This window comes from Streptococcus sp. oral taxon 064 (genome assembly GCF_001683375.1).
Classification (GTDB): Bacteria; Bacillota; Bacilli; order Lactobacillales; family Streptococcaceae; genus Streptococcus; species Streptococcus oralis_S.
In genome coordinates, this window is the sequence record NZ_CP016207.1 from 1,558,571 (window position 1) to 1,579,782 (window position 21,212).

Consider the following 21,212-nt stretch of genomic DNA (forward strand, 5'->3'; position numbering starts at 1 on the left):
AACAAAATAAAACAAAAATTATTGACAACGATTTCATATAGTGTTATACTTATAGCATAAAAGATAATTGAAAGAAGGGAAAATGTTATGGGATTAGATCATTTCTTTGACAAAAACCTAGTGTTTTGCTTAGAAGCGAATAATCAAGAACAACTCTTTGATCAGGTAGCAAGCTTGTTGGAAGAACGAGAAATTGTCACTCCAACTTATCGTGAAGCCTTGATCACGCGTGAAAAGTCATTTCCAACTGGTTTAGATATGGAATTTCTAGGAAAGGACTTGCCAAATGTAGCGATTCCTCATACAGATATTGTTCATAATCTAGCTGAGAAAGTAGTGGTTGTTCGATTAGAAAAACCAGTAACTTTTCACAATATGATAGCTCCTGATAAGGAAGTAGAAGTATCCCTACTCTTCTTTATCATTAACAACTCAAGTTCAAGTCAAACAAATATTCTGGCTCAGTTGATGGACTTTTTCACAGGAAATGGACATCTGGAAGATCTATCAAAAATTTCCGAACCAGAAAAACTTTATGCTTACATTGCTGAAGCAACCGCTTAATCTTGTCTATTAAAATATAAAATCGGAGGAAATCCAAATGATTAAAATTCTTGCTGCCTGCGGTGCAGGTGTTAACTCAAGTCACCAAATTAAAAGTGCTCTAGAAGAAGAACTTTCAAACCGTGGTTATGATGTTCACTGTGATGCAGTCATGGTGAAAGATGTAAACGAAGACCTTATCAAGGGCTACGATATCTTTACACCAATCGCTGCAACTGACCTTGGTTTTGAACCAGGTATTCCAGTAATTGAAGCTGGCCCAATCTTGTTCCGTATTCCAGCGATGAGCGCTCCAGTATTTGACAATATTGAAGCAGCTATCAAAGAACACGGACTAAGCTAATTTATTCTTTATCTTGTTAACATTCATATAACTAAAAAAACGGGAGGAACTATTATGGATGTCATTATCGAACTAGCCAATAAGCTGTTCAAACCTATCTTGGATATGGGTGGACCAATTATCATGCTGATCATTTTGACAGTATTGGCTCTACTTTTTGGAGTGAAATTCTCCAAAGCGCTTGAAGGTGGTATTAAACTTGCCATCGCTCTTACTGGTATCGGTGCTATCATCGGTATGCTCAATGGAGCTTTCTCAGAATCACTTAAAAAATTCGTTGAAAACACTGGTATCCATTTGAACATCACTGACGTTGGTTGGGCACCACTTGCTACCATCACTTGGGGCTCTGCTTGGACACTTTACTTCTTGCTAGTAATGTTGATTGTCAACGTTGTGATGCTTGCAATGAAGAAAACGGATACACTTGACGTCGATATCTTCGATATCTGGCACTTGTCAATAACTGGTCTTTTGATTAAATGGTACGCAGATAACAATGGAGTTAGCCAAGGAGTTTCACTCTTCATCGCAACTGCAGCAGTTGTCCTTGTAGGTATTTTGAAGATCATCAACTCTGACCTGATGAAACCAACATTCGACGATCTTCTTAATGCACCAAGTTCATCACCAATGACTTCAACACACATGAACTACATGATGAACCCAGTTATCATGGTTTTGGATAAGATTTTTGAAAAATTCTTCCCAGGTCTTGATAAATATGACTTTGATGCTGCTAAATTGAACAAAAAAATCGGTTTCTGGGGATCTAAATTCTTTATCGGTTTCATCCTTGGTATTGTTATTGGTTTTATGGGGACTCCACAACCTGTTGAAGGACTTAAAGATGCTGCAAACTGGCAAGAAGTTATTAAAGGTTGGTTGTCTCTTGGTTTAACAGCCGGTGTAGCTTTGGAACTCTTCTCACTTATCGGATCTTGGTTCATCGCAGCCGTAGAACCACTTTCACAAGGTATTACAAACGTTGCTACTAAACGTCTTCAAGGACGTAAATTCAACATCGGTCTTGACTGGCCTTTCATCGCTGGTCGTGCTGAAATCTGGGCTTGTGCTAACGTACTTGCTCCAATCATGCTAGTAGAAGCTGTTCTTCTTTCAAACGTCGGTAATGGTATCTTGCCTCTTGCAGGTATCATCGCTATGGGTGTGACCCCAGCTCTCTTGGTTGTTACACGTGGTAAATTGCTCCGTATGATTATCTTCGGAACACTCTTGTTGCCTCTCTTCCTTCTTTCTGGTACTCTTATCGCACCATTTGCAACAGAACTTGCTAAAGGTGTAGGTGCCTTTCCTAAAGGTGTAGATAGTGCTCAATTGATTACTCACTCAACTCTTGAAGGACCAATTGAAAAACTATTTGGTTGGGCAATCGGTAATGCTACAACAGGTGATATCAAAGCAATCCTTGGTGCAGCAGCCTTCCTTGTATTCTATGTAGGTATCTTTGCTTGGTATAGAAAACAAATGATCAAACGTAACGAAGAATACGCAGCAAATGCTAAATAATTCGCTCCTATAAAATGTAAATTGTGAAAACTAGGTTGTTAATTTCCTACATTGGGAGTGGCAACCTAGTTTTTTATATAAAAATCTAAAAATAGTTGGAGAATATTATGGTAATTGAAATCAAATCAGACCAGTTAACGGTCCAGTTTAAAATCTTAGGTGGCGCCTTGTCGTCAATCAAGGACCGAGAAGGCATTGAGTATTTGTGGCAAGGAGATGCCACTTACTGGAGTGGACAAGCGCCAGTACTTTTTCCAATCTGTGGCTCTTTAAGAGAAGATACAGCCTTCTACAGTCATGCAGATGGAACAGAGACGAAAGGAAACATTCCTCGCCATGGTTTGGTCCGTAAAAAAGAATTTGAGTTGGTTGATCAAACAGAAAACAGCGTAACCTTTGCTATCGAAGATGATGAGAATACTTATCAAAACTATCCTTATCATTTCCGCCTTGAAATCACTTATAAGGTTACTGGCAAGACAGTTCGTACTCAATACAAGATTTTCAATAAAGAAACCAGCAAGGTCCTGCCATACTTTATTGGTGGACATCCAGGCTTTAATTGCCCTCTACTAGATGGCGAAACTTATGAAGATTACTATTTAGAGTTTGAGAAAGAAGAGACTTGCTCTGTTCCCCGTCCTTTCCCAGAAACAGGAATGTTAGACTTCCAAGATAGAAGTTTATGGTTGGATGGGCAAAAAGAATTAGACCTTAGCTATGATTTGTTTAGCACAGATGCAGTGACTTTGGATGAGTTGCAATCCAGAACAATTGCGCTTCGTTCTCGTAAGCATGAGAAGGGATTAAAAGTACACTTCCAAGAGTTCTCAAATCTCATCATTTGGTCAACTTTGAATAAGGGACCTTTCATTGCCTTTGAACCATGGTCTGGCTTATCAACTTCACTTGAAGAAGGAGATCATCTAGAAGATAAGAAGAATGTTCGTCTCTTGGAAGCTGGTCAAGTAGATCAGATTGGCTTTGATATTGAAATATTTTAGATAAAAAACCACAAAAACAAACATTTACTGTTGACTTTTTCTATAAATAGGAGTATATTATGTTTGTAAACAACAAATGATGTTTGTAACAAACAAATAATCACTTGTTATATTCTCTGTCGCAGAGAAAGTTTCTTTCTAGGAACTTGATTTCCTGGACTTGGATAAGGTGATATTCATCTCATTCAATCCAATTTGTCAATAAACTGCTAGAAAGTCTTTTGTAGGTAAACTGCTAACTATAAAAGTCTTTACTAGCCTAGAAAAATAAAAAGGAGTATACAATATGTCTATTGTTATCGGTGCAGATGCTGCAGGTTTGAGATTGAAAGAAGTTGTGAAAGACTTCCTAGAAAAAGAAAACTTCCACGTAGTGGATGTTACAGCAGAAGGCCAAGACTTTGTCGATGTGACTCTTGCTGTTGCTGCAGAAGTGAACAAAGAAGAACAAAACCTTGGTATCGTGATTGATGCTTATGGTGCTGGTCCTTTCATGGTCGCAACTAAAATCAAAGGAATGGTTGCTGCAGAAGTTTCAGATGAACGTTCAGCTTATATGACTCGTGGACACAACAACTCACGTATGATCACTATGGGTGCACAACTTGTTGGTGACGAATTGGCTAAAAACATTGCTAAAGGTTTTGTTAATGGTAAATACGACGGTGGACGTCACCAAATTCGTGTCGACATGTTGAACAAAATGTGTTAATTAGATTACAGTAAGAGAGGTAAGTTAAAAATGAGAATTGCAATCGGATGTGACCACATCGTAACAAATGAAAAAATGGCGGTTTCTGAATTCTTGAAATCAAAAGGACATGAAGTCATTGACTTTGGTACTTACGATCATGCACGAACACACTACCCAATTTTTGGTAAAAAAGTAGGGGAAGCAGTTGTTAGCGGACAAGCTGATCTTGGGGTATGTATCTGTGGTACTGGTGTTGGTATCAACAACGCTGTCAACAAAGTTCCAGGAGTTCGTTCTGCCTTGGTTCGTGATATGACAACAGCTCTTTATGCAAAAGAACAATTGAACGCCAATGTTATTGGTTTTGGTGGTAAAATCACTGGTGAATTGCTCATGTGCGACATCATTGAAGCTTTCATCAATGCTGAATACAAACCATCAGAAGAAAACAAAAAATTGATTGCGAAAATTGAGCACGTTGAAACTCACAATGCTCATCAAGCAGATGCAAACTTCTTTACAGAATTCCTTGAAAAATGGGATCGCGGTGAATACCACGACTAAGAGGTGACGCATGATTTTAACAGTCACAATGAATCCATCCATTGACATTTCTTATCCTTTGGATGAATTAAAAATTGACACTGTCAACCGTGTGGTGGACGTGACCAAGACAGCTGGTGGTAAAGGTCTCAATGTTACACGAGTTCTTTCAGAATTTGGTGATTCTGTTGCTGCTACTGGTTTGGTCGGTGGTAAACTTGGTGAGTTTTTAGTAGAGCATATCGACGATAAAGTATCGAAACGTTTCTTCTCCATTCAAGGAGAGACTCGTAACTGTATCGCTATTCTCCATGGAGACAACCAAACAGAAGTTCTTGAAAAAGGTCCTGTAGTATTGGAACAGGAAGGTCAAGACTTTTTGGAACATTTCAAAAATCTCCTGGAGTCAGTTGAAGTAGTAGCTATCTCAGGTAGTCTGCCAGCAGGTCTTCCAGTTGACTACTATGCAAGCTTAGTAGAACTTGCTAATCGCGCAGGAAAACCAGTTGTTCTAGACTGCTCAGGTGCGGCTCTTCAGGCTGTCCTTGAATCACCACACAAACCAACAGTTATTAAACCAAATAACGAAGAATTGTCTCAGCTTCTAGGCAGAGAAGTTTCTGAGGAGTTGGATGAATTAAAAGAAGTTCTTCAAGAGCCTCTATTTGCAGGGGTTGAGTGGATAATCGTTTCACTTGGTGCAAATGGTGCTTTTGCAAAACATGGGGACACTTTCTACAAGGTAGATATTCCAAGAATTCAGGTAGTGAACCCTGTTGGATCTGGAGATTCTACTGTGGCAGGTATTTCATCAGGACTTCTTCATGAGGAATCGGATGCAGAACTCCTCATCAAGGCCAATGTCCTTGGTATGCTCAATGCTCAAGAAAAAATGACAGGTCATGTCAATATGGCCAACTATCAGGATCTATATGATCAATTAATAGTAAAAGAGGTATAAAATGGCTTTAACAGAACAAAAACGTGCACGCTTAGAAAAACTTTCAGATGAAAATGGCATTATTTCAGCCCTTGCTTTTGACCAACGTGGTGCTTTGAAACGCCTCATGGCTCAATACCAAACAGAAGAGCCGACAGTGGCTCAAATGGAAGAACTCAAAGTCTTGGTTGCAGATGAATTGACAAAATACGCATCCTCTATGCTTCTTGACCCTGAGTATGGTCTCCCAGCTACAAAAGCGCTTGATGCCAATGCTGGTCTTCTCCTTGCTTATGAGAAAACTGGCTACGACACAACAAGCACTAAACGCTTGCCTGACTGCTTGGATGTTTGGTCTGCCAAACGCATCAAAGAACAAGGTGCAGATGCTGTCAAATTCTTGCTTTACTATGACGTAGATAGCTCTGACGAACTCAACCAACAAAAACAAGCCTACATCGAGCGCATCGGTTCAGAGTGTGTGGCAGAAGACATTCCATTCTTCCTTGAAATCTTGGCTTACGATGAAAAAATCGCTGACGCAGGTTCTGCAGAATACGCAAAAGTAAAACCACATAAAGTTATCGGTGCCATGAAGGTCTTCTCAGACCCACGCTTCAACATCGATGTTTTGAAAGTGGAAGTTCCAGTCAACGTCAAATACGTTGAAGGCTTTGGCGATGGTGAAATCGTTCATACACGCGAAGAAGCGGCAGCCTTCTTCAAAGCGCAAGATGAAGCGACTAACTTGCCATATATCTACTTGAGTGCAGGTGTATCAGCTAAACTCTTCCAAGAAACACTTGTCTTTGCCCACGAATCAGGCGCGAACTTCAACGGTGTTCTTTGCGGCCGTGCAACTTGGGCTGGATCAGTTGAAGCCTACATCAAAGATGGTGAGGCAGCAGCTCGTGAATGGCTACGCACAACTGGATTTGAGAACATTGACGAACTCAACAAGGTTCTTCAAACAACAGCAACTTCATGGACTGAACGTGTATAAGTTTTCCCCCCTAATCTTAGGAACATTGATCTAAATAAAAATTTTAAAAAAAGTTGAATGTAAAGGTTTACAAAAAAACTGACTTGTGCTATACTTAAATCACAAGTTAATACAAGGTGAGTGTTACTAAGTAATATTAGGCATGATCACAGGTGAATTAGAGATCAAAAGATTTTCTAGTTCATTTGTGGTCATTTTTTATACTCATATACCTTTAAGATGCAAAAGGAGGTTGCCATGTATCGAATTCTAAACCCAATGAATCACAATGTTTCACTTGTCAGAAATGACAAAGGAGAAGAAGTGATTGTGATTGGTAAAGGGATTGCATTTGGAAAGAAGAAAGGGGACTTAATTGCTGAAAATCAGGTCGAGAAAATCTTTCGGATGAAGACAGAAGAGTCCAGAGAAAATTTTATGGCTCTCCTCAAAGATGTTCCGCTTGATTTTATCACAGTGACTTATGAAATCATTGATAAGCTATCAAAGAAATATCATTATCCGATTCAAGAGTATCTCTACGTAACCTTGACAGATCATATTTACTGCTCTTACCAAGCTCTAGCACAAGGAAGGTACAAGGATAGTAATCTGCCAGATATTTCCACTAAGTATCCTGTCGCTTTTCAAATCGCAAAGGAAGCCTTTGAAATCTATCGTCAGAAGTTGACAGAAAATTTCCCTGAAGACGAAATTATTCGGATTGCTTATCATTTTATCAATGCCGAAGGTGAGAATGAAGTGGAAGTTGTTGAGTCGATTGATAAGAGGAAAGAAATTCTCAGGAATGTTGAAGAAGTGCTAAAGGGTTATGCAATTCAACGAACCAAAGAGAATAATCATTTCTATGATCGTTTTATGATTCATCTCAACTATTTTTTGGATTATTTAGACCGTTCCAGAGATGATAATCAATCACTTCTGGATATGGAAGATCATATTAAACAATCCTATCCAAAAGCGTTCGAGATTGGTTCCAAGATCTATGATGTGATTACGCAACATACGGGTCTTGATTTGTATAAAAGTGAACGAGTTTATCTAGTTCTACATATCCAACGTTTATTGTCATAAAAATTTAATTAAAAATACATAAGGAGAATTCTATCATGAATAGAGAAGAAGTAACATTGTTAGGTTTTGAAATCGTAGCCTATGCTGGCGATGCACGTTCAAAACTATTGGAAGCCTTGAAGGCTGCTGAAGCTGGCGATTTTGCGAAAGCAGATAGCTTAGTCGATGAAGCTGGTTCTTGCATCGCGGAGGCACACCACGCGCAAACAAGTCTATTGACTAAGGAAGCAGCTGGTGAAGATTTGGCCTATAGTGTAACCATGATGCATGGCCAAGACCACTTGATGACGACTATCTTGTTAAAAGATTTGATGCACCATTTAATCGAACTCTATAAGAGAGGAGTTAAGTAATGAATAAATTAATTGCTTTTATCGAGAAAGGGAAACCTTTCTTTGAAAAACTATCTCGTAATATCTATCTTCGTGCTATCCGTGATGGTTTCATTGCAGGGATGCCTGTTATTCTCTTCTCAAGTATCTTTATCTTGATTGCCTTTGTTCCTAACTCATGGGGCTTTAAATGGTCTGATGATGTTGTTAATCTCCTCATGAAACCTTATAGCTATTCAATGGGGATTCTAGCTCTCTTGGTAGCTGGTACAACAGCTAAGTCATTGACCGACTCAGTAAACCGTAGCATGGAAAAAACCAATCAAATCAACTATATGTCAACACTTTTGGCAGCAATTGTTGGTTTGTTGATGTTGGCAGCTGATCCTATCGAAAATGGTCTAGCTACTGGATTCTTGGGGACAAAAGGTTTGCTTTCAGCCTTCCTTGCTGCCTTTGTTACTGTAGCCATCTATAAGGTTTGTGTTAAGAACAACGTAACTATTCGTATGCCTGACGAAGTTCCACCAAATATCTCACAAGTTTTTAAAGATGTGATTCCATTCACTCTTTCAGTTGTTTCTCTATATGTTCTTGATTTACTAGCTCGTCATTTTGTTGGAGCCAGTGTAGCAGAATCAATCGGTAAATTCTTTGCACCATTATTCTCAGCCGCGGATGGCTATCTGGGTATTACCATTATCTTTGGGGCCTTTGCCTTCTTCTGGTTTGTGGGTATCCATGGACCATCTATCGTTGAACCAGCAATCGCAGCTATTACCTATGCAAATGCCGAAGTCAACTTGAACCTTCTCCAACAAGGTATGCACGCTGATAAGATTCTTACTTCTGGTACACAAATGTTTATCGTTACCATGGGTGGTACTGGTGCGACACTGGTTGTTCCATTCATGTTCATGTGGTTAACAAAATCAAAACGTAACCGTGCAATCGGACGTGCTTCAGTAGTTCCAACTTTCTTTGGTGTAAATGAACCAATCTTGTTTGGTGCACCGCTTGTATTGAACCCGATTTTCTTTATTCCATTTATCTTTGCGCCAATTGCCAACGTATGGATCTTTAAATTCTTCATTGAAACGCTTGGCATGAACTCATTTACTGCCAACCTTCCTTGGACAACACCAGGTCCGCTCGGTATTGTTCTCGGTACAAACTTCCAATTCTTGTCATTTGTACTTGCTGCTTTGTTAATCCTTGTTGACGTAGCCATTTACTATCCATTCCTCAAGGTTTATGATGAACAAATTCTTGAAGAAGAACGTTCTGGTAAAGCCAATGATGAATTAAAAGAAAAAGTAGCTGCAAACTTCAATACTGCCAAAGCAGATGCGATTCTTGAAAAAGCAGGTGTAGAAGCAGCGCAAAACACAATCACTGAAGAAACTAATGTTCTCGTTCTTTGTGCAGGCGGAGGAACAAGTGGCCTCCTTGCAAATGCTCTAAACAAGGCAGCTGCAGAGTACAAGGTTCCTGTTAAAGCAGCAGCTGGTGGCTATGGTGCTCACCGTGAAATGTTGCCTGAGTTTGATCTGGTTATCCTTGCTCCTCAAGTTGCTTCAAACTTTGAAGACATGAAGGCCGAAACCGACAAACTTGGTATCAAACTTGCTAAGACAGAAGGTGGCCAATACATTAAATTGACTCGCGATGGAAAAGGCGCTCTTGCCTTTGTTCAAGCGCAGTTCGAAGAATAAAATGTAAATAGCGAAGAAGTGAGATGGAGGAATTCCTCCCAACTCTATCTCCATCTCATTTCTATTTCTTGAAAGGTGAATCAAATGACAAAAACACTTCCAAAAGACTTTATTTTTGGCGGGGCAACAGCAGCCTATCAAGCAGAAGGTGCTACCAATACTGATGGTAAAGGACCAGTAGCGTGGGATAAATATCTTGAAGATAACTACTGGTACACTGCTGAACCAGCCAGTGATTTCTATCACAAATACCCAGTTGACCTCAAACTTGCAGAAGAGTATGGTGTTAATGGTATCCGTATTTCAATCGCTTGGTCACGTATCTTTCCAACTGGTTATGGGAAGGTTAATGACAAGGGGGTTGAGTTCTATCATAATCTATTTGCAGAATGTCACAAACGGCATGTTGAGCCCTTTGTAACTCTTCATCACTTTGATACGCCAGAAGCTCTACATTCAAATGGAGACTTCTTAAACCGTGAAAACATTGAACACTTTGTAGACTACGCGGCTTTCTGTTTTGAAGAATTCCCAGAAGTAAACTATTGGACAACCTTTAATGAAATTGGGCCAATTGGTGATGGTCAATACTTGGTTGGGAAATTCCCTCCAGGTATTCAGTACGACCTTGCTAAAGTATTCCAATCTCATCACAATATGATGGTGTCGCATGCGCGTGCAGTCAAGCTATATAAAGGTAAAGGTTATAAAGGTGAAATTGGTGTGGTTCATGCCCTGCCTACTAAGTATCCTCTGGATCCAGATAATCCAGCAGATGTTCGAGCGGCTGAGTTAGAAGATATCATTCACAATAAATTTATTTTGGATGCAACTTATCTAGGACGATATTCCGAAGAAACCATGGAAGGTGTCAACCATATCTTAGCAGTCAATGGTGGAAGCTTAGATTTGCGTGAAGAAGACTTCGCAGTCCTAGAAGCTGCAAAAGACTTGAACGACTTCCTAGGAATTAACTACTACATGAGTGATTGGATGCAAGCCTTTGATGGAGAGACGGAAATCATCCACAATGGAAAAGGTGAAAAAGGAAGCTCTAAGTATCAGATTAAGGGAGTTGGTCGTCGTGTAGCTCCTGATTATGTCCCACGTACCGATTGGGATTGGATTATCTACCCTCAAGGTTTGTATGACCAAATCATGCGCGTGAAGAAAGATTATCCTAATTACAAAAAAATCTACATCACTGAGAATGGTCTCGGATACAAAGATGAGTTTGTGGATGGGACAGTCTACGATGATGGGCGGATTGATTATGTTAAGAAACATATGGAAGTGATTGCATCTGCAATCTCTGATGGAGCCAATGTCAAAGGATACTTTATCTGGTCGCTGATGGATGTCTTTTCTTGGTCAAATGGCTATGAAAAACGTTACGGTCTCTTCTATGTTGATTTTGAAACCCAGGAGCGTTATCCTAAGAAATCAGCTCACTGGTACAAGAAACTAGCTGAGACCCAACTTATTGAATAAAATTCAACAAAAATTCCCCGCCAAAAGGCAGGGGAATTTTTATGGTTTTGATAAAAGAATGGTTGTTTGTTTCGACAAATCTTCAAATGTTTCCTGACTCAGTTTGGAATCTGAAACGATGGTATCAATCTCTGAGATATTGTAGAAAGTGTAAAAATCAAACTTATTAAACTTGCTGTGGTCTGCCAGTAAGTATTTTTTATTGGCATTGTTCAAGGCGATTCGTTGAACCTCGCCCTCTTCTTCACTGAAAGTAGCAATAGCTTTATCCTTGATACCATTACAACTTACAAAAGCTTTAGAAAACTGAAGATTGGCTAAATCCTGCAGGGTAAGTGTTCCCACAAAAGCTCCAGTGATAGAGCGATAATTTCCACCAATCAAAATCAAATCTGTTAGTTTTCGTTCGTTTAGGATGAGAAAAACAGGAAGGCTGTTTGTTACAACACGAATATTATCTATAGGGAGCTCACGAGCAAAACATTCTAAGGTTGTTCCTGGTCCGATAAAAATGGTTTCACCTTCGTCAATCAAATGACCGGCAAAACGGCTAATTTCTTGTTTTTCAGCAATCTGCAAGCCTTGTTTTTCGACGTTTGAGCGTTCGTTGTTTAATAGAGAACCTGTACGAAGTTTTTCAGCACCACCATGCACACGAACCAGCAAATCTTTATCTGCCAATTCTTGTAAGTAGCGGCGAGCTGTCATATCTGATACATCAAGACTCTCCATAATCTCTTTTACAGTAATAGTGCCTTTTGTGTTTACTGCTTCTAGAATACTATCTAGTTTTTCTTGCTTTAGCATCCTTATCACCTCGATTTCTACTATTATTATCTTACCATAAAACACTCAATCAATCAAATAGAAAAAAACAAAATAAAACAAAAACAAAAATACCATGGTTGTTTTAAACAAACCATGATATTTTGAACGATTGATCAAATTAGTCTAAACCGTAGTTGTAATCCTCATCTTGCATAGCTTCAACTTCACCAAGGAGGTAACCATTTCCGACTTGAGAGAAGAAGTCGTGGTTAGAAGTTCCTGTTGAAATACCGTTCATGACGATAGGATTGACATCATCAGCCGAATCTGGGAAGAGTGGATCTTGTCCAAGATTCATCAGAGCCTTATTGGCATTGTAGCGAAGGAAGGTTTTAACTTCTTCAGTCCAACCAACACCGTCATAGAGACTTTCAGTGTAACCCTCTTCGTTCTCATAGAGGGTATAGAGCAAGTCGTACATCCATTCTTTGAGTTTTTCTTGCTCTTCTTCAGGTAGTTCATTGAAACCAAGTTGGAATTTGTAACCAATGTAGGTTCCGTGAACAGACTCATCACGAATGATCAGTTTGATGATTTCCGCAACGTTGGCCAATTTGTTGTTACCGAGATAGTAGAGGGGGGTGAAGAAACCAGAGTAGAAGAGGAAGGTTTCAAGGAAGACACTGGCAACTTTCTTTTCTAGTGGGCTACCATTGAGGTAGATTTCATTGATAATTTCTGCTTTTCTTTGTAGGTAGGGATTAGTGTTGGTCCATTCAAAGATTTCTTCAATTTCAGCCTTGGTGTTTAAGGTAGAGAAGATTGATGAATATGATTTAGCGTGAACAGATTCCATAAACTGGATGTTGTTGAAAACAGCTTCCTCATGCGGTGTACGGATGTCTGAGCGAAGCGCCTGAACTCCTGTTTCAGATTGCATGGTATCCAAAAGGGTCAAACCACCAAAGACTTTTCCTACTAAGTCTTTTTCTTTGTTTGATAGTTTTCTCCAGTCGTCTAGGTCATTTGACAAGGGGATACGCGTATCGAGCCAGAATTGCTCTGTCAGCTTTTCCCAAGTTGATTTGTCGATGACATCTTCGATGGCATTCCAGTTAATGGCTTTGTAGTAAGTTTCCATTTTGTAAAATTTCTCCTATATATTTTGTTAATGCAAATGCTTTTTAATGATATTTGCGTAATGATGTAAATTTCTCTTTTCGAGTTCTTTTAGAAAAACTTCTAATGGTGGAATATTACTCATATATGGAGAACTATCTGGCCCAGTGTAAAGACCGCCACCTGGCCCAGTGTAAAGACCACCGCCTGGTCCAGTATAAAGACCACCACCTGGTCCAGTGTAAAGACCGCCACCTGGTCCAGTGTAAAGACCGCCACCTGGTCCAGTGTAAAGACCGCCACCTGGTCCGGTGTAAAGACCGCCACCTGGTCCAGTGTAAAGACCACCATCTGGTCCAGTGTAAGCACCACCACCTGGCCCAGTGTAAAGACCACCACCTGGTCCGGTGTAAAGACCACCACCTGGTCCAGTGTATCTATTTCTAACCCACATTAATCCAGTCCTTTCAAATTATGCTTAAATCACACAGCTTTCACATTGGTTAGCACCGACTTCCCCACCATCATCTGTAAAGGTACGGACGTAGTAGATAGACTTGATACCCTTGTTGAAGGCATAGTTACGAAGGATAGACAAGTCACGTGTCGTTTGTTTGTTCTCTTTCTTCCATTCGTAAAGACCTTTTGGAATGTCGCTACGCATGAAGAGAGTGAGTGAAAGTCCTTGATCCACGTGTTCAGTTGCGGCAGCGTAAACATCAATCACCTTACGCATATCCATGTCATAAGCAGAAGTGTAGTAAGGGATAGTATCTGTTGACAAGCCTGCAGCTGGATAGTAGATTTTACCGATTTTCTTCTCTTGGCGTTCTTCGATACGTTGTGTAATCGGGTGGATAGAAGCAGAAACGTCGTTGATGTAGCTGATAGAACCATTTGGAGCAACAGCAAGGCGGTTTTGGTGATAAAGACCATCTGCTTGAACCTTTTCGCGAAGTTCAGCCCAATCAGCAGCACTTGGAATAAAGACATCTTTGAAGAGTTCTTTAACACGGTCTGATTTTGGAACAAACTCGCCTGTCACATACTTGTCAAAGTAGCTTCCATTAGCATAGTCTGATTTTTCAAAGTTGTGGAAGGTGATACCACGTTCACGCGCGATGTTATTAGATTCTACCAAGGTCCAGTAGTTCATAAGCATAAAGTAGATGCTTGTAAATTCAACTGACTCAGGAGATCCGTACTCAATCAGTTGTTGGGCAAGGTAACTATGAAGCCCCATGGCACCAAGACCAAAGGTGTGAGCCAAACTGTTTCCATGGTCGATAGTAGGGACAGCTACGATGTGTGAACTATCTGTAACGAAAGTAAGGGCACGAACCATAGCGCGAATAGAACGACCAAAGTCAGGTGAAGTCATCATGTTGACCACGTTGGTTGATCCAAGGTTACATGAAACGTCTGTTCCCATTTGAAGGAATTCTTGAGCATCGTTAATCAAGCTTGGTTCTTGAACTTGAAGAATCTCAGAACACAAGTTACTCATGATAATCTTACCATCAACCGGGTTTGCACGGTTAGCTGTATCAATGTTGACGACATAAGGGTAACCAGATTCTTGTTGCAATTTAGAGATTTCAGTTTCCAAATCACGCGCCTTGATTTTTGTCTTGCGGATATTTGGATTTGCGACCAATTCATCGTATTTTTCAGTGATGTCGATGTAGTTGAATGGCACACCATACTCAAGTTCTACAGAGTACGGGCTGAAGAGGTACATTTCTTCATTTTTACGAGCCAATTCGTAGAACTTATCGGGTACTACAACACCGAGTGAAAGAGTCTTAACACGAACTTTTTCATCGGCATTTTCTTTCTTAGTGGAAAGGAAAGCGATGATATCTGGGTGAAAGACATTGAGGTAGACAACCCCAGCACCTTGACGCTGACCCAATTGGTTAGAGTAAGAGAAACTGTCTTCGAAGAGTTTCATAACTGGTACGACACCAGAAGCTGCTCCTTCATAACCTTTGATAGGTGCGCCAGCTTCACGAAGGTTGTTTAGAGTAATACCTACACCACCACCGATACGTGAAAGTTGAAGAGCTGAGTTGATAGAACGTCCGATAGAGTTCATGTCATCAGTTACTTGAATCAAGAAACAAGATACCAACTCCCCACGACGAGCACGACCTGCGTTCAAAAAGGAAGGAGTAGCAGGTTGGTAGCGTTGGTGGATGATTTCATTGGCAATATCAGTCGCAATTGCTTCATCCCCGTCAGCAAAGTAAAGTGCATTAAAGAAGACACGGTCTTCCATACTTTCAAGGTAATATTCACCGTCATTAGTCTTCAAGGCATACTGGTTGTAAAACTTATAGGCAGCCATGAATGATTTGAATTGGAAGTTTTGGTCTTTGATAAATTGATGCAATTCTTCCAAAAACTCTGGACGGTATTTCTTGAGAAATGCAGTTTCGATGTAGTTGTGTTCAATGAGGTAGTTGATTTTATCAGTAATTGAATCAAAAACCATGGTATTTGGAACTACATTTTCTTTAAAGAAGGCATCCAAGGCTTCCTTATCTTTATGAAGCATGATTTGTCCATTGACAGGACGGTTGATTTCGTTATTGAGACGGAAGTAAGTTACGTCCTCAAGATGTTTTAATCCCATAAAATTTCCTTTATCTAATTACAAAAGAAAGGCCTCTAAGTTAGCCCTAGAAGCAATCTCTTCTGGATGATGTACTAAGATTATGCTAATTGTTTCAGTTTTCCTGGTTGGAAGCCTGAAAAGACTTCAGTTGGTGTTTGGATAACAGGAGCAGCGCTGAAACCGAGCTCTTTAACTTGATCGATGTACTCTGGTTGCTCGTCGAGATTGATCTCACGATAAGCGACATTGTTGCTGTCCAAGAAACGCTTGGTCATCTTACATTGGACACAGTTGTTTTTAGAATAAACGGTTACCATTTTCGTAACTCCTCTTTCAAAATTGATTACTTTCTTAGTATATCAGAAAAAAAAACTTTGTCAAACTTTTTAAACTAAATCTTGTGCTAAAAAGTTACAGTTTCAAAAACAAAGCACAAGATATAGTGTTTTGTCAGAGTGTAAAATTGGGTTTTCATTGAACTATCAAAGTTTATCAAAACAAAAAAACTATATACTGTATATTGGTAAGATAAATAGAAGATTTTCAGCAAGTTATCTGAAAGGAAATAGAAGAAAGTCCATAAAACACTTGAAAAATAATCTAGAAGGTGATATAATACAGTCTTGTAAGGGTTATCACATATAATCCAAAAAAGAAATAACTAAAGGAGAGTCAAACTATGGCTTCTAAAGATTTCCACGTAGTGGCAGAAACAGGTATTCACGCACGTCCAGCAACATTGTTGGTTCAAACAGCTAGCAAATTTGCTTCAGATATCACTCTTGAATACAAAGGTAAATCAGTAAACCTTAAATCTATCATGGGTGTTATGAGTCTTGGTGTTGGCCAAGGTGCTGACGTTACAATTTCAGCTGAAGGTGCAGATGCTGACGATGCAATCGCTGCTATCACTGAAACTATGGAAAAAGAAGGATTGGCATAAGGAAAATGACAGAAATGCTTAAAGGAATCGCAGCATCTGATGGTGTTGCAGTTGCAAAAGCATATCTACTCGTTCAACCGGATTTGTCATTTGAGACTATTACAGTCGAAGATACAAACGCAGAAGAAGCTCGCCTTGATGCCGCTCTACAAGCATCACAAGACGAGCTTTCTGTTATTCGTGAGAAAGCAGTAGGTACGCTCGGTGAAGAAGCAGCTCAAGTTTTTGACGCTCACTTAATGGTTCTTGCTGACCCAGAAATGATCAGCCAAATCAAGGAAACAATCCGTGCGAAGAAAGTGAATGCAGAAGCAGGTCTGAAAGAAGTAACAGACATGTTTATCACTATCTTTGAAGGCATGGAAGACAACCCATACATGCAAGAACGCGCTGCGGATATCCGCGACGTGACAAAACGTGTATTGGCAAACCTACTTGGTAAAAAATTACCAAACCCAGCTTCTATCAATGAAGAAGTGATTGTGATTGCGCATGACTTGACTCCTTCAGATACAGCTCAATTGGACAAAAACTTTGTAAAAGCTTTTGTAACCAACATTGGTGGACGTACAAGCCACTCAGCTATCATGGCGCGTACACTTGAAATTGCAGCAGTATTGGGTACAAACAACATCACTGAAATCGTTAAAGATGGTGATATTCTTGCCGTTAACGGTATCACAGGTGAGGTTATTATCAACCCAACTGATGAGCAAGCAGCAGAATTCAAGGCTGCTGGTGAAGCTTATGCGAAACAAAAAGCTGAATGGGCTCTCTTGAAAGATGCACAAACAGTAACTGCTGATGGTAAACACTTTGAATTGGCTGCCAACATCGGTACTCCAAAAGACGTTGAAGGTGTCAATGACAACGGTGCAGAAGCTGTTGGTCTATACCGTACAGAGTTCTTGTATATGGATTCTCAAGACTTCCCAACAGAAGATGAGCAGTACGAAGCTTACAAGGCTGTACTTGAAGGAATGAACGGTAAACCTGTTGTCGTTCGTACAATGGATATCGGTGGAGATAAGGAACTTCCTTACTTCGATATGCCTCATGAAATGAACCCATTCCTTGGATTCCGTGCCCTTCGTATCTCTATCTCTGAGACTGGAGATGCTATGTTCCGCACACAAATCCGTGCCCTTCTTCGTGCTTCTGTTCACGGTCAATTGCGTATCATGTTCCCAATGGTTGCGCTCTTGAAAGAATTCCGTGCAGCGAAAGCAGTCTTTGACGAAGAAAAAGCAAACCTTCTTGCTGAAGGTGTTGCAGTTGCGGATAATATCCAAGTTGGTATCATGATCGAAATCCCAGCAGCAGCAATGCTTGCAGACCAATTTGCTAAAGAAGTTGACTTCTTCTCAATTGGTACAAACGACTTGATCCAATACACAATGGCAGCAGACCGTATGAACGAACAAGTTTCATACCTTTATCAACCATACAACCCATCAATCCTTCGTTTGATTAACAACGTTATCAAAGCAGCTCACGCTGAAGGTAAATGGGCTGGTATGTGTGGTGAGATGGCTGGTGACCAACAGGCTGTTCCACTTCTTGTCGGAATGGGCTTGGATGAGTTCTCTATGTCAGCAACATCTGTACTTCGTACGCGTAGCTTGATGAAGAAATTGGATACAGCTAAGATGGAAGAGTACGCAAACCGTGCCCTTACAGAATGCTCAACAATGGAAGAAGTTCTTGAACTTCAAAAAGAATACGTTAATTTTGATTAATCGAAAAGTCCTTGCAACTCAGTTGCAGGGACTTTTTTAAAGAATTTTCAAGAAAATCTTTTTTATATAAAGTCCATTTTAGAGAAAGTAGCGGTGAAGCATTAAAAAATACTTAACTGGTTCATAAAATTCTTGACAAGTTGCAAATTTAGGAGTAAACTATTAACCAGTTAATTAATAGAGAGGAGTTTCTGCAATTTAGAAATGAATTGCAAATAGAAATATCAAAAAAGAAAGTGAGTTTCAATGAAAATTAATAAAAAATACCTTGCTGGTTCTGCGACAGCTTTAATTTTAAGTGTCTGTTCTTACGAGTTGGGACTGTATCAAGCTAGAACAGTCAAAGAAAATAATCGTGTTTCCTATATAGATGGAAAACAGGCGGCACAAAAAACGGAGAATCTGACTCCTGATGAGGTTAGCAAGAAAGAAGGCATCAATGCGGAGCAAATCGTCATCAAGATAACAGACCAGGGCTATGTCACTTCGCATGGCGACCACTATCATTACTATAATGGCAAAGTCCCTTATGACGCTATCATCAGTGAAGAGTTGCTGATGAAGGATCCAAACTACCAGCTCAAGGATGAGGATATTGTCAGTGAAATCAAGGGTGGTTATGTGATCAAGGTAGATGGAAAATACTATGTTTACCTTAAGGACGCATCTCATGCGGATAATGTCCGTACAAAAGAAGAAATCAATCGACAAAAACAAGAACATAGTCAGCATCGTGAAGGAGGGACTTCAGCAAATGATGGCGCGGTAGCCTTGGCACGTTCACAGGGACGCTACACCACAGATGATGGTTATATCTTTAATGCCTCTGATATCATAGAAGATACAGGTGATGCCTATATCGTTCCTCATGGCAATCACTTCCACTATATTCCTAAGAGTGATTTGTCTGCCAGCGAATTGGCTGCTGCAGAAGCCTTTCTATCTGGTAGAAGTGGCCAATCAAATACGCCTACTTATCGCCGTACCAATAACAACAGTGTTAGCAGCGATGTAGATAGATGGACTCCATCCTATAATAATCAAAGTAACAGCTATACGAACACGAACACAGCTAACAACAGTAGCGACGATAATCAAGCAAGTCAGAGTGATGGGGATATTGATAGCCTTCTGAAACAACTTTATGGCTTGCCACTCAGCCAACGACACGTAGAATCTGATGGCCTTGTCTTTGATCCGGCACAGATTACGAGTCGAACAGCTAGAGGAGTTGCTGTGCCTCATGGGAATCATTACCATTTCATCCCTTATACACAGATGTCTGAATTGGAAGAACGAATCGCTCGTATTATTCCTCTACAGTACAGTTCGAACCATAGGGTGCCGGATTCAAGACCAGAACAACCAAGTCCACAACCGACTCCGGAACCTAGTCCGAGTCCACAACCTGCACCAAATCCTCAACCAGCTCCAAGCAATCCAATTGATGAAAAATTGGTTAAACAGGTGATTCGAAAAGTAGCTGATGGCTATGTATTTGAGGAGAATGGAACCTCACGTTATATTCCTGCTAAGAAGCTTTCAGCAGAAACAGCAGCAGCCATTGATGGTAAACTAGACAAGCAAGAAAGTTTGTCTCATAAACTCGGAGCTAAGAAAACCAATCTCCCATCTGGTGATCGAGGATTTTACAATAAGGCTTATGATTTACTAGCAGCAGTTCATCAAGACTTACTTGCTAATAAAGGGCGTCAAGCTGATTTTGACACTTTGGATAAACTGTTGGAACGTTTAAATGATGAAAGCAGTGATAAAGTCAAGTTGGTGGATGATATCTTGGCCTTTCTAGCACCGATTCGTCATCCAGAACGTTTAGGAAAACCAAATGCGCAAATTGCCTACACTGATGATGAGATTCAGGTAGCCAAGTTGGCAGGCAAGTATACAACAGAAGATGGCTATATCTTTGATCCTCGTGATATCACCAGTGATGAGGGGGATGCCTATGTAACTCCGCATATGACCCACAGTCATTGGATTAAAAAAGATAGTTTGTCTGAAGCCGAAAGAGCGGCAGCCCAGGCTTATGCTAAAGAGAAAGGTTTGACTCCTCCTTCAACAGACCATCAGAATCCAGGAAATACAGAGGCTAAAGGAGCAGAAGCTATCTACAACCGCGTGAAAGCAGCTAAGAAGGTGCCGCTTGATCGTATGCCTTACAATCTCCAACATACCGTGGAAGTTAAAAACGGTAGTTTAATCATTCCTCATTATGATCATTACCATAACATCAAATTTGAGTGGTTTGACGAAGGACTTTATGAGGCACCTAAGGGGTATAGTCTAGAAGATCTCTTTGCGACTGTGAAGTACTATGTCGAACATCCAAACGAACGTCCGCATTCAGATAGTGGTTGGGGAAATGCAAGTGACCATGTTCAAAGAAACCAAAATGGTCAAGCTGATAACAATCATACGGATAAACCATCAGTAGAGAAACCTCGGGCAGACAAACCTGAGGAAGAAAAGCCGCGCGAAGAGAAGCCTCAAAGTGAGAAACCAGAATCTCCAAAACCAACTGAGGAGCCGGAAGAAGAATTACCAGAGGAACCAGAAGAACCTCAGGTCGAGACTGAAAAGGTTGAAGCGAAGTTGAGAGAGGCTGAAGAGCTACTTGCAAAGATCCAAGACCCCATTATCAAGTCCAATGCCAAAGAAACTCTCACTGGCTTAAAAAATAACCTGCTATTTGGTGCTCAGGATAACAATACCATTATGGCTGAAGCTGAAAAGTTGTTGGCTTTATTAAAGGAGAGCAAGTAAAGGTAG

The 21,212-nt window shown here is 40.2% G+C and carries 20 protein-coding genes; 15 read left to right on the forward strand and 5 right to left on the reverse strand.

What is annotated here, in order from left to right; translation table 11 throughout:
- The first annotated feature begins 87 nt into the window (after positions 1-87).
- The 12 genes from AXF18_RS07640 to lacG all read left to right on the forward strand — a co-directional run bounded on the left by AXF18_RS07640 (position 88) and on the right by lacG (position 11,233).
- On the forward strand, positions 88-564 hold the full coding sequence (locus tag AXF18_RS07640; protein ID WP_000521987.1) for a PTS sugar transporter subunit IIA: 477 nt from the start codon (positions 88-90) through the stop codon (positions 562-564).
- A gap of 37 nt (positions 565-601) precedes the next feature.
- Positions 602-907: a PTS sugar transporter subunit IIB gene (locus AXF18_RS07645; RefSeq protein ID WP_000590551.1), complete on the forward strand. Its 306-nt coding sequence runs from the start codon at positions 602-604 to the stop codon at positions 905-907.
- A gap of 54 nt (positions 908-961) precedes the next feature.
- Positions 962-2,437, forward strand: coding sequence for a PTS galactitol transporter subunit IIC (locus AXF18_RS07650; RefSeq protein ID WP_000382518.1), 1,476 nt, complete (start codon positions 962-964; stop codon positions 2,435-2,437).
- 107 nt (positions 2,438-2,544) lie between these two features.
- A complete protein-coding gene (locus AXF18_RS10040) occupies positions 2,545-3,441 on the forward strand; it encodes an aldose 1-epimerase family protein (protein WP_000234150.1) in 897 nt (298 codons plus the stop codon).
- A gap of 286 nt (positions 3,442-3,727) precedes the next feature.
- Positions 3,728-4,153: a galactose-6-phosphate isomerase subunit LacA gene (gene lacA / locus AXF18_RS07660; protein ID WP_000029277.1), complete on the forward strand. Its 426-nt coding sequence runs from the start codon at positions 3,728-3,730 to the stop codon at positions 4,151-4,153.
- Positions 4,154-4,183: 30 nt separating this feature from the next.
- Positions 4,184-4,699, forward strand: a complete 516-nt coding sequence (gene lacB / locus AXF18_RS07665) for a galactose-6-phosphate isomerase subunit LacB (RefSeq protein WP_045591451.1) — start codon at positions 4,184-4,186, stop codon at positions 4,697-4,699.
- A gap of 10 nt (positions 4,700-4,709) precedes the next feature.
- Positions 4,710-5,639: a tagatose-6-phosphate kinase gene (locus AXF18_RS07670; protein WP_000604252.1), complete on the forward strand. Its 930-nt coding sequence runs from the start codon at positions 4,710-4,712 to the stop codon at positions 5,637-5,639.
- A 1-nt stretch (position 5,640) separates the two neighbouring features.
- Complete coding sequence (lacD, locus tag AXF18_RS07675; RefSeq protein ID WP_065371753.1) at positions 5,641-6,621, forward strand: tagatose-bisphosphate aldolase; 981 nt, start codon at positions 5,641-5,643, stop codon at positions 6,619-6,621.
- A 237-nt stretch (positions 6,622-6,858) separates the two neighbouring features.
- On the forward strand, positions 6,859-7,695 hold the full coding sequence (locus AXF18_RS07680; protein WP_049500740.1) for a PRD domain-containing protein: 837 nt from the start codon (positions 6,859-6,861) through the stop codon (positions 7,693-7,695).
- A 35-nt stretch (positions 7,696-7,730) separates the two neighbouring features.
- Positions 7,731-8,048 (forward strand): PTS lactose/cellobiose transporter subunit IIA, encoded by a 318-nt coding sequence (locus AXF18_RS07685; RefSeq protein ID WP_001078317.1) that lies wholly within the window; start codon positions 7,731-7,733, stop codon positions 8,046-8,048.
- Positions 8,048-9,742, forward strand: a complete 1,695-nt coding sequence (locus AXF18_RS07690) for a lactose-specific PTS transporter subunit EIIC (protein ID WP_049500738.1) — start codon at positions 8,048-8,050, stop codon at positions 9,740-9,742. The genes AXF18_RS07685 and AXF18_RS07690 overlap by 1 nt, the downstream gene beginning before the upstream one ends.
- Positions 9,743-9,826: 84 nt before the next feature.
- Positions 9,827-11,233, forward strand: coding sequence for a 6-phospho-beta-galactosidase (lacG, locus tag AXF18_RS07695; RefSeq protein WP_065371754.1), 1,407 nt, complete (start codon positions 9,827-9,829; stop codon positions 11,231-11,233).
- A gap of 39 nt (positions 11,234-11,272) precedes the next feature.
- Here lacG and AXF18_RS07700 read toward each other — a convergent pair whose 3' ends face one another.
- The 5 genes from AXF18_RS07700 to nrdH form a co-directional block, all read right to left on the reverse strand.
- Positions 11,273-12,040 carry a DeoR/GlpR family DNA-binding transcription regulator gene (locus tag AXF18_RS07700; protein WP_042902319.1) on the reverse strand — a complete coding sequence of 256 codons (768 nt, stop codon included), beginning with the start codon at positions 12,038-12,040 and terminating at the stop codon, positions 11,273-11,275.
- A 139-nt stretch (positions 12,041-12,179) separates the two neighbouring features.
- Positions 12,180-13,142, reverse strand: coding sequence for a class 1b ribonucleoside-diphosphate reductase subunit beta (nrdF, locus tag AXF18_RS07705; protein ID WP_000451378.1), 963 nt, complete (start codon positions 13,140-13,142; stop codon positions 12,180-12,182).
- A gap of 27 nt (positions 13,143-13,169) precedes the next feature.
- The gene (locus AXF18_RS07710) at positions 13,170-13,574 is read right to left on the reverse strand and encodes a hypothetical protein (protein WP_065371755.1); all 405 of its coding nucleotides are present in this window, start codon (positions 13,572-13,574) and stop codon (positions 13,170-13,172) included.
- A 24-nt stretch (positions 13,575-13,598) separates the two neighbouring features.
- Positions 13,599-15,758 carry a class 1b ribonucleoside-diphosphate reductase subunit alpha gene (gene nrdE / locus AXF18_RS07715; RefSeq protein WP_065371756.1) on the reverse strand — a complete coding sequence of 720 codons (2,160 nt, stop codon included), beginning with the start codon at positions 15,756-15,758 and terminating at the stop codon, positions 13,599-13,601.
- Positions 15,759-15,838: 80 nt separating this feature from the next.
- Positions 15,839-16,057: a glutaredoxin-like protein NrdH gene (nrdH, locus tag AXF18_RS07720; protein ID WP_000259240.1), complete on the reverse strand. Its 219-nt coding sequence runs from the start codon at positions 16,055-16,057 to the stop codon at positions 15,839-15,841.
- Between the two features lie 362 nt (positions 16,058-16,419).
- On the opposite strand from nrdH, the gene AXF18_RS07725 reads away from it, so the two are divergent.
- From AXF18_RS07725 to AXF18_RS07735, 3 genes are all read left to right on the forward strand, one after another.
- Positions 16,420-16,683, forward strand: a complete 264-nt coding sequence (locus AXF18_RS07725) for a phosphocarrier protein HPr (protein ID WP_000146948.1) — start codon at positions 16,420-16,422, stop codon at positions 16,681-16,683.
- 5 nt (positions 16,684-16,688) lie between these two features.
- On the forward strand, positions 16,689-18,422 hold the full coding sequence (gene ptsP, locus AXF18_RS07730; protein ID WP_041170815.1) for a phosphoenolpyruvate--protein phosphotransferase: 1,734 nt from the start codon (positions 16,689-16,691) through the stop codon (positions 18,420-18,422).
- 246 nt (positions 18,423-18,668) lie between these two features.
- Entirely contained in the window at positions 18,669-21,206 is a 2,538-nt protein-coding gene (locus AXF18_RS07735; RefSeq protein ID WP_065371757.1) for a pneumococcal-type histidine triad protein, read from the forward strand.
- Positions 21,207-21,212 lie beyond the last annotated feature (6 nt).

Excerpts from the sequence above, each read along its gene's own strand:
- AXF18_RS07710 (WP_065371755.1), bottom strand. The coding sequence starts at position 13,574 with ATGTGGGTTAGAAATAGATACACTGGACCAGGTGGTGGTCTTTACACC.
- AXF18_RS07645 (WP_000590551.1), top strand. The coding sequence starts at position 602 with ATGATTAAAATTCTTGCTGCCTGCGGTGCAGGTGTTAACTCAAGTCAC.
- AXF18_RS07690 (WP_049500738.1), top strand. The coding sequence starts at position 8,048 with ATGAATAAATTAATTGCTTTTATCGAGAAAGGGAAACCTTTCTTTGAA.
- AXF18_RS10040 (WP_000234150.1), top strand. The coding sequence starts at position 2,545 with ATGGTAATTGAAATCAAATCAGACCAGTTAACGGTCCAGTTTAAAATC.
- lacD (WP_065371753.1), top strand. The coding sequence starts at position 5,641 with ATGGCTTTAACAGAACAAAAACGTGCACGCTTAGAAAAACTTTCAGAT.
- lacG (WP_065371754.1), top strand. The coding sequence starts at position 9,827 with ATGACAAAAACACTTCCAAAAGACTTTATTTTTGGCGGGGCAACAGCA.
- ptsP (WP_041170815.1), top strand. The coding sequence starts at position 16,689 with ATGACAGAAATGCTTAAAGGAATCGCAGCATCTGATGGTGTTGCAGTT.
- AXF18_RS07670 (WP_000604252.1), top strand. The coding sequence starts at position 4,710 with ATGATTTTAACAGTCACAATGAATCCATCCATTGACATTTCTTATCCT.
- nrdE (WP_065371756.1), bottom strand. The coding sequence starts at position 15,758 with ATGGGATTAAAACATCTTGAGGACGTAACTTACTTCCGTCTCAATAAC.
- AXF18_RS07680 (WP_049500740.1), top strand. The coding sequence starts at position 6,859 with ATGTATCGAATTCTAAACCCAATGAATCACAATGTTTCACTTGTCAGA.
- AXF18_RS07640 (WP_000521987.1), top strand. The coding sequence starts at position 88 with ATGGGATTAGATCATTTCTTTGACAAAAACCTAGTGTTTTGCTTAGAA.
- AXF18_RS07650 (WP_000382518.1), top strand. The coding sequence starts at position 962 with ATGGATGTCATTATCGAACTAGCCAATAAGCTGTTCAAACCTATCTTG.
- nrdF (WP_000451378.1), bottom strand. The coding sequence starts at position 13,142 with ATGGAAACTTACTACAAAGCCATTAACTGGAATGCCATCGAAGATGTC.
- lacA (WP_000029277.1), top strand. The coding sequence starts at position 3,728 with ATGTCTATTGTTATCGGTGCAGATGCTGCAGGTTTGAGATTGAAAGAA.
- AXF18_RS07725 (WP_000146948.1), top strand. The coding sequence starts at position 16,420 with ATGGCTTCTAAAGATTTCCACGTAGTGGCAGAAACAGGTATTCACGCA.
- nrdH (WP_000259240.1), bottom strand. The coding sequence starts at position 16,057 with ATGGTAACCGTTTATTCTAAAAACAACTGTGTCCAATGTAAGATGACC.
- AXF18_RS07685 (WP_001078317.1), top strand. The coding sequence starts at position 7,731 with ATGAATAGAGAAGAAGTAACATTGTTAGGTTTTGAAATCGTAGCCTAT.
- lacB (WP_045591451.1), top strand. The coding sequence starts at position 4,184 with ATGAGAATTGCAATCGGATGTGACCACATCGTAACAAATGAAAAAATG.
- AXF18_RS07700 (WP_042902319.1), bottom strand. The coding sequence starts at position 12,040 with ATGCTAAAGCAAGAAAAACTAGATAGTATTCTAGAAGCAGTAAACACA.
- AXF18_RS07735 (WP_065371757.1), top strand. The coding sequence starts at position 18,669 with ATGAAAATTAATAAAAAATACCTTGCTGGTTCTGCGACAGCTTTAATT.